The following is a 12720-nucleotide window of genomic DNA, read 5'->3' on the forward strand; positions in this document are numbered from 1 at the left end:
AATCACAGATCAACTATCAAAAATATCTATTACCATGATTTATAAGGTAAAAACTTCCCGTTCAAGGTCAAAACGACACGGTCGCCTTTCGGGTCTTCTTCTTTTTCTACTTTCATGGAAAAATCGATCGCACTCATGATGCCGTCGCCGAATTTTTCTTGAATGACTTCTTTTAGCGTTGGTCCGTAAACCCCAACCACTTCATACAACCGATAGATAAGTGGATCTTGCGGAATCGCCTGATCCCATGTTTTTGTCGGGTATTCCATTAAAACGGCTTTCGCTTCTGCAGGAAGCCCCAAAAACGTCACCAGCTTTTCAGCGACGTCTTCGGTGCAACTGTTCATCCCTAAACACGCAGACGTTATCCAAACATCGGTCATTCCTGTCGCCTCGGCGATGGATTCCCAGCTCAAATTCTTTTCTTTTTTGATGGCGAAAATCGCTTCTGTGACATCAATTTTTTTCATTCGTTTTCTCCTAAAACCTAGGGACGCTGTAAAAATCCATTACATGAATACGGTAAATTCAATCCCTGAATTAAATGGATAAAAGTCTATAAACAAACACGTTTCGCCAATGACACGATCAATGATGAAAAATCAAACGACTGTTTAGAAAGAAAAGAAGAGAGAAAAAGAGACACGCCTCCCTAATCAGTTATTTCCTTTCTAAAGGAGCCTGATCGAGTGCTACTAAAAAGGGTCAGTAGCGGGCGACGATGCCATTTGCTAAGCAGACCGACGTTGGCCAACTTGTTTACGCGTCATGTAAATAGTATTTGCATGACGATAAAACTTATTGAGCAAAGATGATGCCAAACAGAAATAGCCTTCGGAATTTTTATTAAATACGATATAAAACAAGAAGAAGACCGTTGATTTTTATGTTCTTTTGCGTATTTTTATCAAAAATAAAAACGTCCTTGATCAATTCAAATAACAAAACAACGTGTGTGATGACAACAGTGCGCACCAATAACTGGCATCAAGACCTACTAACGACCAGAAATAATTCGATGATGATAGATACTGCTGATTAACACCTCAAACTGTTAGCAACGCGATCGTAAACGGCGTCATCCAACGCCCCCCAACTTTCTTGGAGCAAGCGACACTTCATGCCAATGTTTACTGCTGTCGACGTCATCAAACAATGTTCAAATTTTTTAGATTCATAACGGTCCTGCCTTATCAATATCAACTTGTCGTTTTAAGCGTTCGTTTTATGCAACAACAAAGCTATCGAGCACACTATCGAGCAAACCAAGAAAGGTGCTTTCTTATATCAATTCTTTAAGAATGCGAGTTATTCAAATCAATAAAAAGATTGGCAGATTTTTTCACACCGATAACCTGTGATTGCTCACAACCCCATGGCTGACACAACGCCAAACCATGATTATGAGCCAAAGAAAAAAGAGAAAATGAACGCAAAAAAAAGCCACTTTTCATCTTATATAGAATGAAAAGCGACTTGAATGAGAAGTGAAGAAAACTAAGTCACAGTAATCGACCAAGTCCGTGCTCGATAAATAAACGGACCCATTTTGTTCTTAAGCATTTATGGTCAAGTAAGGCGGTGTCGTTTCCCTATGCTGGAAGGATAAAATCAACGGATTCTTAATCACGCCTTCATCTATGTTAATCGCACGACGAATGGTTTCGTTTTGTTGCCAATGTTCACGTCCTTCTAAAACGCTTTCTAAGTAAACAATTAAGGCGGCTGAAATAGAGCGTGTTGCACTTTCCCACAAGTAGCTTGGCGTGTGATCAACAGCGTAATAGTCAATGGTGTTGTACTGAAACATCGGCGCTTGAAAGCTGGTCGGTTTGGCAAAGAAAAAGCCCATACCTTCGTCACAACTGACATCAATGATGAGGCAGTTTGGCTTCAACGATGCCGCTTCAGATTCAATAATGAAGTTGGTTGGATGGTCTGTTTCCTGAAAAGTACCATTCACAATAATGTCCGTCTCACTAACCAATTCAGTCAAAGGTCGAATCGTGCCATCGTGTTCAACAACGACCATGCGAGCTTCCCCTTTTTGGCCTTCGCGTACTTTCACATAATGGCAATCGAGTACTTCTTCACGCACTTCATGATCAGGACGCTGAATGCAGATGGTAATGTCACGAAATCCATGGGCTTTTAAAGCATAAATTGCACCGCGACTCACTGCTCCAAAGCTAAAAATAACCACCTTGCGTTGGTTACCATAATGGCCGTCGATGCCTTTTAGTTGTAAGGCATGAATGACGGCGCAATAACCCGCCATTTCGTTGTTTTTGTAAAAAGTGTGACGACCCACTTGCCCTGTTGGCGACCAGACAAACATATCTTCAAAAGCGATTAAGGTGAGTTTACGATCCAGTGCTGCTTGGGTAATTGCACGCTGTTGAACACAATGAGCATAACCCCACAAAATACCGCCTTCGCGTAGCTCTTCTAAATCGGCCAATACCGGTTTGGCAATAATCACTGCGCCAATGTCCGCTAAGATCTCGTGTCTCGTGGCTATTCCTCCAGTCTGTGCAGCAATGTCGTCATCACTGATGTTAAACGCCGCGCCGTAGCCTTCTTCAAAGATCAAGCGATGGCGAAGGTGTTCAGGAATGCGCACTAGATGCTCTGGATGAATCGGGTAACGTCGCTCGTCTGTTTTTCTAGAGGTACCGATCACGCCGAAAGTTAATTGACTCATACTGTTTCCTTTAAAAAATAAAACGTGTTTGAGTTCATGAACGCGCGATCAAAACGCCGACAAACTGATTGTAATGCTTCAAGTAGGTTGAAATGGTGATGTCATCTATTGATGGATAAAAGATATGAAGTGTTCTGAAAGAAATTCTTAGCGGTAAACGCTAGTCGATCATGACGGGCATGGATCATTGCGGAGACAAACCACTATAGCACCTAATGTCTAAAGAAAGGCGTTTTATACTGACAACAACTGACATAGGAAGTCGATAAGGTTAATCTGTCTGTCATTTTTTAGGACGCTAAGTAAGATGCCTGAACCCTTTAAGAACGTATTTACTATTCATGTTATTAAGAACATGGCAGAACACTTTCAGCGCCATTGGCAAGATTTCGATAAAACAGGGTTTGTTGCCGTCGCAAGCAATCAACTTGAATCATTAGAGCTTAAAGCCCGTTCACGACAAATCACCGAAGCCATGAGTCATTTTTTACCCGACGATTTTGAACAAGCAGGACAGATTCTGCTCGCCAGCTTGGCGCCAGAATCAAAAGAAGAAAGCCCCGAAAGTATTGATGCCAACACGGTGGAAAGCGACAACGGCCTTGCAGGCTGGGCCATCATGCCAATGGGCGATTACGTTGGTATTCAGGGCATTGCGCACCATGCGTTTTCAATGTCTATTCTAAAGGCCATGACCAGTCGGTTTACGTCTGAGTTCAGTGTTCGCCCTTTTATTTTGGCTGCGCCAGAGCAAACACTGAAGACCCTGAGTACTTGGATTGAGGATGAAAACCATCATGTTCGACGCTGGATATCTGAAGGCACGCGCCCTCGTTTGCCTTGGGGTACGCAGTTACCTTGTTTTATTCAGAACCCTGCGCCGGTGATTGAATTGCTTGAGGTATTAAAAGACGATCCGGAAGAGTACGTGCGTCGATCTGTGGCCAACAACCTAAATGACATAGCAAAAGACCACCCGGATCTTGTGGCAGACATCGCCGAAAAATGGCTGGTCGGCGCCGACACAAACCGCCAAAGGTTGGTTCGTCACGCCTGTCGAACTCTATTGAAACAAGGTAACCAGAAGGTGTTAAAAGCATTTGGTTACGATACACCGAAGCTAGAAATCGGCGCATTAAGCTTGCTGTCTGATGAAGTGAGGTTACATGGTGAACTGTTGTTCACACTCGACCTTACCTCTGCCAGTGACCAAGACCAAACGCTAATGATCGATTACGTTATCCATCATCAAAAGAAAAATGGCGCCACCTCACCCAAGGTGTTCAAGTGGAAAAAGGTGACATTGCCTGCCAAACAATTCATGTCGATGACGAAGAAACACCCATTTAAAGCCATTACAACCAGAGTCTATTATGCCGGCGCGCATGAAGTAGAAGTTTTGATCAATGGTCAATCCATCACAAAAAAGCGCTTCCATTTGTCGACAAACGAAGAATAAAACAAAGGCGAACGAATCAGCCGACCATGACTTTATTGCGCCCCGCGCCTTTGGCTTCATAGAGTAAAACATCGGCGCGTTTTACAATCTGGCTCTGATCGTCAAAATCCTGATAATCCGTGACACCCAAACTGATGGTAAACGGAGGAAGCTTTTCTTCATTCAGCGAGGCAACGCTATGACGCAGTTGTTCTGCCAATTTCGACGCGTCCGCAAGGTTAGTGTCTCTTAGCAATACCGCAAACTCTTCACCGCCGATTCTGAATAGACTGTCTGTTTCACGCAGGCGTTTTTGCAATACATTGGCCAGTAATTTGAGCACGTTATCGCCCACATCATGGCCGTGAGTGTCGTTTATTTTTTTAAAGTAATCGACATCCAAAATGATCAAACTGAAAGGATGGCCTCGATGTGCTCGCGCCAATTCGTCTTTAATCTGCTCATCCCATTTATGGCGGTTAAACACGCCGGTTAGCTTGTCTCGCGTTGCCAACTCGATAAGCTGGGTTTCCACTTCATCACGGTTTTCTTGCTCCATGGAAATCCGCCCGACCAAGATACTCAAATCCTTTTCCAACTCATCCAATTCATCGGAGCCTTTATAGCGCATGGCATTGTTAGCATCATCTGATGAAATGGATCGATGAAGTGTGTCTATTTGGCCTCGTAACGAATGCACTTTTCGACGGAAAGACAGAATCGTATAAAGTGTGAGGTACCCTCCGATGCCGAACGCAGAGAAGCCCAATATCGCGTTGATGATCATGAAATCGCGCTCTTGTTTTTCGACAGACGCAGAGACCTTAACGGTGAGTTGGTCAATAGTAATAAGCAATGCATTGGCTTGATCGTCAAGCAAAGTGTCTTGCTTTTCCAACTCCGCCCATGTTCCTGCGATGTGCTCTCGGCCCTCCTGTAAAAAGCGCGACAAAATATTGTCGAAGCCCATTCGATGAAGATGCAGTGCGTTTATTTGCTTGATCAGGGATTGATGTTCTTCCACCTTGATACGAAGACTGCCAAATGTCATACCAGCATGAAGAATATCGATGGCTTTATCGAGTTGCTCTGAAAATTGTTTGCTAAAATCGCGGAAACCTTGAATGCTTTTCGACTGTAAAACGTGATCGTCAAAAAACGCTCGACCTTGTAGACGCACACTTTCCATTCGTAAATGTTGTTTCAGCTGGAGTATTTCAATGTCGGCAATCACTTGTGACAGTGGAATATCAATCTCGGCAACTTCTTGTAGTTCTTTGTATATTTTCTGAGATTGGTACGCAGAATAGAGAATAACCACAAAGAGAAACGACAATAGAACAAAGGATAGACTGCTGATTTTTCTTGTCATAGTGACATTTAACCCATTAAAGAGACAAAACTCTGTTTGATTTCATAAAAACACAGACAAGGTATCTGCTTTTTCTAATACAGACACTTTATCATAGACAGGCTTACGGTAGCGCTGGCCACCCCCGTAAAGATTTGCAAAAACAACACAGTACAATAAATAAGCAACTACACTAACTTGTTATTATAATCACGACTCAAAGACCCGATACCACGATGACTCAATTCAAAAAAACATTCGGTTATTTTTTAAAACGACTCCTTCTATTGAGTCTAATACTGAGCCATATCGCTTTGGCAGAGCAGCGCGCCACCCTCATTTTTGACGCAGAAATGCCGGTAATCAATGACGCGGAACAAGGCCAGTATGCACAGCTAGCCAGTGTCATTGATCAATACCGGAAAAAAGACACCAACACCTTTTTCATTTTTGGTGGGGAAAGTCTAGGACCAAGCATGTTGTCGTCTATGGATCGCGGGGCGCATATTATTGACCTTTTGAATAGCCTAAAACCCAGTGCGATGGGGGTTTCAAAACGAGAATTAAGCTACCAAGAAGACGAGCTAATCTTACGCACATACGAAGCAGCGTTCCCTATTGTCTCGAGTAACCTATACGACCCACTAACACACCGTCCTCCCGATGGAATACATACTTTTGCCATACTGAAAAATGCCAATATTTCTCTAGGCTTCATCTCTGTATTAGCTCCTGAGATGATAGAAAAATACCCAACTAATAGAGTTGAAGTCACCTCGGCGGAAAAAGCCATCATTAAAGCCGTGATTGAACTCAAATCAAGAGGCGTTAACCTGATTGTTTTGCATTATTCAATGTATCTGCCCATTTTTGATCAGCTTTTAGAAAATGGCATCGTCGACCTTACCCTGTATAAAGACCAATACTTTTCATCAAACCCTTTTTATGGTGCCGCCCATCACCCACGAAATGTCATTATCGAAAACAGTACCCACGCCGTTGCTGTGCATCTTACTTGGCAAGAAGACCCACTAAAACGCAATCTAGTCATCACCAAAGACGACATAGACGTAACCGCTTATCCACCAAAAGCGTCTGTTTTAAAACAAGAAAAAGAATACGCACAGCGCATTAATTCACTCTTAGAAGAAGTATTGGGAACCACCGAAACGCCAATCGATCTACGCAGAAAACCCCTACGAAACGCCGAAAATGGCTTTGCAAATTTGGTGGCTGACACGTTAAGAGAATTTACTGACGCACAAATAAGCTTAGTCAACAGTGGCACCATTCGCAGCAATACAGAGTTCTCAAAAGGCACCCTGCTAACGCGAAGAGACATCCGCACCATACTGCCCTACCGGAACACCATCAAGTTAATAGAAGCAAACGGGCAACAAATCACCGATGCACTGGAATATGGGTTAAGTGGTTTGGGTTCAGAAAGCGGACAGTACCTGCAAATATCAGGTATTAAAATCCAATACGATTCAACCCGCGATGTTGGTCATCGATTGTTGTCTGTTACCTTCAACAATAAGCCACTCAACCCAACAAAGTCTTACCGAGTTGCCACGCTAGATTACTTACTTATGGGTGGCGACGGCTATACTATGTTTAAGGACAACATAGAGCTGGATTATCATCAAACCAGTAACTTCACGCTTTATGACATAATGGCGAATGCCGTTTTGCAGCAGAAAGTCATCTCCCCCAAAACGGATGGACGAATCATTGATAAGGCGACAACACAATAAATATGAAGAAACCGTTACCCAATATGCGCTATAAACAACTTAGCATGATCAAAAAATTGGCCATTTTACTGCTTGTGGTCATAGCGCTTTTTGTGAGCGTCGGTACTTTATTACAAACAAAACTCGAGCAAACCCAATCGATCCTGAATGATTTAACGTCAAACACCCTTCCTGCCATGATCAATGCGAACCAAAGCGCCATTAAATCGAATGAACTTTTGTCCGCGTTAGAATCGCTAATGTCATCCAATACCCCGGTAGAACGAAGAATTGCCGACGTCGAAGTACAAAAGAAACTAAAAGAAACGCAAGAACAAGCCAACAAGGTCAGCTACAGCCAAAATGAACTTCGTCTCCTTAACACCATCCAAGAAGAAATGATTGACCTCAATTTTTTCATTGATACCAAGCTCGATCTTGCGGATCAAATCACCAAAAAACAGAATGAATTAAGTCGCTTAAAAAGCAATGCAGATTACGCCTTTCAAGTTAATATCGGGCATACGGATCTCGATAAAAAACAAAAAACGGCGTGGAAAATTGCTTACCTAGAAGTAATAACTCTCGCCTATACGATCGAAGACACCCATAGATTAAATGATTTACAAGAACTACAGCGCCTTATTGAACAACAGCTTTCAAACATTGAGTTGATTACTGAAAAGCTACCGCCGTCATTAAACAAACGCCTAGCGCCTCTTAATGCGGCCATACGAGATTTGCTGTCTGGGGAAAAAGGGCTGCTTTCCTCACAAGAAAGATACATACGCATTAGCGGACGCACACGGGGCAGAGAAAACTTCATACAAAACTTAATCAGCGATTACAACAAAGTGGCCAATCAGTTTTCACTCAATGAAAACCAAAAATTGAAAACCAAAATGATGGCGCTTACCAATGGAATGTACACACAAGAAACGTGGTTTGTTTTCGGATTCGTGTTGTTGGCCGCGATGATCAGCCTAATTTTGGCACTGTATAGTCAGGTCATAAATCGCCTTAGTAATTTAACCAAACGAATTCACAACATGACCGCTGCGCCTATTCTTAATCAATCCAGTAATGATGAAATTGATGAGTTATTTCAAGCGTTTGATCAATTTTCGGACACGATTAATAAGCAAAACAGCTTATTGGAAACCCAATCCCTGACTGACAGCCTCACGAACATTGCCAACCGACGCGCTTTCGATCGACGTTTGGCTTATGAGCTGTCTAACGACCGAACCATTCAAGCCGATCTGTCTGTTGTTTTAATTGATGTCGATTTTTTTAAACAATACAACGACACTTATGGCCATGCGAGTGGCGATGACGCCCTACAAAAAATCGCCATGATGCTCAGTCATACCGTGCCAAACAATAACAACCTAATTGCGCGTTACGGCGGAGAGGAGTTTGTTGTCATTCTTCCCAATAAAACCATGGAAGAAGCCAATACCGAAGCGAACAATATTATGAACGCGATTAAACTGGCCAATATAAAACACAGTCAAAGCAGCGTGTCAGACAGAATAACCATCAGTATTGGTATTGCTACCCGAACAAAAGGAGCAATAACCGACACAGACACCTTGATGAAAAAAGCCGACATCGCGCTGTATCATTCAAAAGCCCAAGGTCGTAATCAAGCCAGCCACATCAATGACATCGAAACCGACCACTCTTAAGCCGTCACAGCTTTCACTCGTCGCAATAAAGACACCGCCACAGCAAGTGCCCCTATGCCAAGTAAAGCCCCGGTAAAACCAACGTACTCTAACCCAGCAGCATGAATAATCTGACCACCAATTAGCGCCCCTGCGCCAATGCCAAGATTAATAATGCCGGAATATAAAGACATAATAATGTCCGAGGCCGAGGCGTCCACATTCAATACTCGGATCTGCATACTCAAACCAATAATCATGATCGATGCGCCCCAGAATAGAACACCCGCCACCAAGAATGAGCCGTGCGTCGCCATAAAGTACAACGCGGCCATGCAAATCGTCATCGCCACAACACTGGCCATTAGCATGGTGGCATTTGCTTTTTCACCGAAATAGCTAAACAACACACTTCCGGCAATACCGGCCACACCAAATAACAACAACATCAGTGTTGTAAAACCATCAGTGACCAAGCCTATTTCCCCTAAGAAAGGCTCGATGTAACTGTAAGCCGTATAATGCGCGGAGAAAATCACAAAGATAAACAGATACATCCACAGCAACGTACGATTGCGCATGACTTCTGGCACTTTACTAAGCGAGCCAGAAAACAAACTCGGCAAGTTCGGTAATAAACGATACAGCGCCAACATGATCAGCAGCGCAATAACCGCAATCACCGCGAACGTCGTGCGCCAACCAAGAAACTGACCAATAATACGCCCTGCTGGCACACCTAATACCATCGCAAGTCCCGTTCCCGTCGCCAATACACTTAACGCAAACGTGTGCTTGCCCTGTGGTGCAACGCGAATCGCAATCGACGCCGTAATTGACCAAAACACTGCGTGGGCAAAGGCAATACCAATCCGGCTGATTAATAGCACCGAGAAGTTCCATGCCACCACCGACAAAATATGGCTCACAACAAAGAGCGAGAACAACCAAATCAATAAAGTTTTGCGCTCTAATTTACGAGTTAACAGCATCATCGGCAGCGACATCAGAGCCACAATCCATGCATATACCGTCAGCATCCAGCCAACGTGCGCAGGAGACACCGAAAAGCTCTGGGCGATGTCCGACAATAACCCCACAGGAACAAACTCTGTGGTATTAAAAATAAAGGCACTAAAGCCCAGTACAAACACACGAAAGTATTGAACACGGCGGGAAACCGTATCTTCAGGAAAAGGGGTTGATATCATGACGGTCTGTGGAATTACCTATAAGAATGCGGACAAAAAACAAGGTGACTATTGTGCATTTTTTCAACAATAACGAAATAGGGAAATGGGGATGTTTGTTGACAATTTCTCACCTTTTCTTTTGATTTCCACCTTCAATAAAAACCTAAAAATGACGCATTTATTGAAACACACGGTTTTATATTAATGAATGATAAAAAAACATCAAAAACCGCAATATTAACAGGAACGATTTGCATTATTGTTTGTCTACTGAATGGCAAGCACGAATGATGCTTACTATTTTTCACTCATAGATATGGTCAATATAATGAAACGTCTAACAAAAAAAACGCAACGTCATTTCATCAAGAAAAACGCCTCACTTCTCGCCGTCATCGGAACATCTTCTCTACTAGGTTTAAGCAGCCTTTCTGCTCATGCCAGCGGTGAAGTGAATGTGTATTCGGCTCGTAGTGAAGCGCTAATCGCACCACTTCTGGATGCCTACGCAAAAGAAAACAACGTCAAAGTAAACCTAATTACCGGCAAGGCGGATGCATTATTAAGCCGCTTAAAGTTAGAAGGTGACGCCAGCCCTGCTGATGTTTTCATCACGGTGGATGCTGGACGTTTGTACCGTGCAAAAGACGCGGGTGTTCTTCAAGCGTTTGAAACCGATCAATTAAATAAAGTCGTGCCTGAGCATCTTCATGATCGTGACGGTTATTGGTACGGTTTGTCACAGCGCGCTCGCGTCATTTTCTACAACCCGAAAAAAGTCGCTGCATCCGATCTTTCTACGTATGAAGATCTTGCTGATCCTAAATGGAAAGGCAAAATTTGCATTCGCTCTTCAAGCAACATCTACAACCAGTCTCTTGTCGCGTCTATGATTGATGCCAATGGCGAAGCAGAAACATTGGCGTGGATTAAAGGCTTAGTGGCAAACTTTGCTCGTCCACCAGCTGGCGGCGACACGGATCAGATCAAAGCCGCCGCTGCAGGCGTGTGTGACATTGCCGTTGCCAATACTTACTACTTTGGTCGTTTAGGCTTGAGCAGCAAAGCGGAAGATCGCGCGGTATTTGATAAACTGGCGGTATTCTGGCCGAACCAAGCCGATAACGAGCGCGGCGCACACGTGAATGTCAGTGGTATTGGCATGACAGCATCAGCGAAAAACAAAGACAATGCGAAAAAACTTGTCGAGTTCCTAACGAATGACCAAAGCCAAAAATGGTACGCCAACGTGAACAACGAATACGCCGTTGTTAACGGCATCGCACCACCAAAAAGCTTGTCCACATTCGGTGAATTCAAAACCGATACCGTGTCTTTGAGCGTACTGGGCGAAAACAATCGCCAAGCGGTCAAATTGATGGATCAAGGCGGCTGGAAATAACGTCTTCGTTAGTACCAAGTCGTCGCGCTTATTAATAAAGTAAGCGCACGTAGAAACAAAAAATGCCTTTCAAATGATAATCATTGAAAGGCATTTTTATAGGCGTAAAGCAAAGAATAACAACCAAAAAAAACAACCACTGGTTCGTTAAACCAAATTCCAAAACGCTGCTACCATGGGATTTTTTAGACTTTTCTTCAGCGTAAATAGACCGATGTCATAAGGTTCAAGCTCTGGTTGAACGTCCAGAATGTGCACTCGCTCTTTGAGCGGACTGTTGTCGAGAACGATTTTCGGCACCACACCAATACCAAAGCCCAAACTCACCATACTCACAATCGCTTCGTTGCCCGCGACTTGTGCATAAATGGTGGGGGTCACTGCTCGTTGATGAAACCACTCGTCCGCTCGATTTCGCGACACACCCGCTTCCGACAAGATCATAGGCACTTGCGACCATTCTTTTGACGTATTGGGCGACGACGTAGGGACATTGGGCTGTTGTTCATTCGGCGCGATAAACACCAAGGGTGAAATAGTAATCGGCTTGAACGCCAAGCCTCGATTCATCGTCGCAGGTCTTGCGGCAATGGTAATTTCTTCTTTGCCGTCTAAAATCCTTGCGATGGCTTCATCGGGGTCGCCCGTGTGCAACTTGATCTCAATACCGGGATGCACTTGCCGAAAACGGTTGAGCATTTCAAACAAGAAGCTGTAACTGGCGGTCACCGAACAATAAATGCTGATTTCACCGTGCAACTGATCCGAATTGTCGGTCAACTCATGACGGATCAAACGCCACTGGCTGCTGGCCTCTCTGGCATAACGCAGGAATTTTTTGCCTTCTTGCGTCAATACAACGGTACGATTGTCTCGTGTGAACAAAGCGACACCAAGGTCATCTTCCAGCTGTCGTATATGACGCGACAAAGCAGAAATACTGATGTTGCACTCTTCGCTAGCGCGGCCAAAATGCAGCGCGTCGGCGAGGGCCAAGAAGTGTTTTAGGGTTTTAATGTTCATCATGCAATCTTCGTTCGAGTACTGTCCGCTCATCATAAAACATAGTTGCAAAAAATGGGACGTTATATTGCAAATATATCAATTTACGAAAGACTAACTTTTCATTACAGTGAATTCACTCACAAAGGGCCTGTTTTTATACAGCAGAACCACTTGTAACCCTTTTTACATATCGGTGTGGCTTAATCGCCAATACCGTAATC

At 43.7% G+C, this 12720-nt stretch carries 9 protein-coding genes; 4 read left to right on the forward strand and 5 right to left on the reverse strand.

The features are described 5' to 3' along the window. Window positions 1-29: 29 nt before the first annotated feature. Both cynS and D104_RS31525 read right to left on the reverse strand, forming a co-directional pair. Window positions 30-470 (reverse strand): cyanase, encoded by a 441-nt coding sequence (gene cynS / locus D104_RS31520; RefSeq protein ID WP_024024639.1) that lies wholly within the window; start codon window positions 468-470, stop codon window positions 30-32. A 1085-nt stretch (window positions 471-1555) separates the two neighbouring features. After that, the gene (locus tag D104_RS31525; protein WP_024024641.1) at window positions 1556-2704 is read right to left on the reverse strand and encodes a N(5)-(carboxyethyl)ornithine synthase; all 1149 of its coding nucleotides are present in this window, start codon (window positions 2702-2704) and stop codon (window positions 1556-1558) included. 307 nt (window positions 2705-3011) lie between these two features. On the opposite strand from D104_RS31525, the gene D104_RS31530 reads away from it, so the two are divergent. Then, window positions 3012-4163: a DNA alkylation repair protein gene (locus D104_RS31530; protein WP_024024642.1), complete on the forward strand. Its 1152-nt coding sequence runs from the start codon at window positions 3012-3014 to the stop codon at window positions 4161-4163. Window positions 4164-4179: 16 nt separating this feature from the next. Here D104_RS31530 and D104_RS31535 read toward each other — a convergent pair whose 3' ends face one another. Next, on the reverse strand, window positions 4180-5514 hold the full coding sequence (locus tag D104_RS31535; RefSeq protein ID WP_024024643.1) for a GGDEF domain-containing protein: 1335 nt from the start codon (window positions 5512-5514) through the stop codon (window positions 4180-4182). 215 nt (window positions 5515-5729) lie between these two features. Here D104_RS31535 and D104_RS31540 point away from each other — a divergent pair, with 215 nt between their 5' ends. Beyond that, a complete protein-coding gene (locus tag D104_RS31540; protein WP_024024644.1) occupies window positions 5730-7250 on the forward strand; it encodes a bifunctional metallophosphatase/5'-nucleotidase in 1521 nt (506 codons plus the stop codon). 2 nt (window positions 7251-7252) lie between these two features. Then, the gene (locus tag D104_RS37055) at window positions 7253-8920 is read left to right on the forward strand and encodes a diguanylate cyclase (RefSeq protein WP_024024645.1); all 1668 of its coding nucleotides are present in this window, start codon (window positions 7253-7255) and stop codon (window positions 8918-8920) included. On the opposite strand, the gene D104_RS31545 is transcribed toward D104_RS37055, so the two are convergent. Beyond that, complete coding sequence (locus D104_RS31545) at window positions 8917-10110, reverse strand: sugar transporter (RefSeq protein ID WP_024024646.1); 1194 nt, start codon at window positions 10108-10110, stop codon at window positions 8917-8919. The genes D104_RS37055 and D104_RS31545 overlap by 4 nt on opposite strands. Before the next feature lie 310 nt (window positions 10111-10420). On the opposite strand from D104_RS31545, the gene D104_RS31550 reads away from it, so the two are divergent. Further along, the gene (locus tag D104_RS31550; protein WP_051997770.1) at window positions 10421-11494 is read left to right on the forward strand and encodes a Fe(3+) ABC transporter substrate-binding protein; all 1074 of its coding nucleotides are present in this window, start codon (window positions 10421-10423) and stop codon (window positions 11492-11494) included. A 147-nt stretch (window positions 11495-11641) separates the two neighbouring features. Here D104_RS31550 and ilvY read toward each other — a convergent pair whose 3' ends face one another. Further along, a complete protein-coding gene (ilvY, locus tag D104_RS31555; protein ID WP_031215079.1) occupies window positions 11642-12517 on the reverse strand; it encodes an HTH-type transcriptional activator IlvY in 876 nt (291 codons plus the stop codon). Between the last annotated feature and the right edge of the window lie 203 nt (window positions 12518-12720).

It is taken from the genome of Marinomonas profundimaris, assembly GCF_000508165.1.
Taxonomy (GTDB): Bacteria; Pseudomonadota; Gammaproteobacteria; order Pseudomonadales; family Marinomonadaceae; genus Marinomonas; species Marinomonas profundimaris.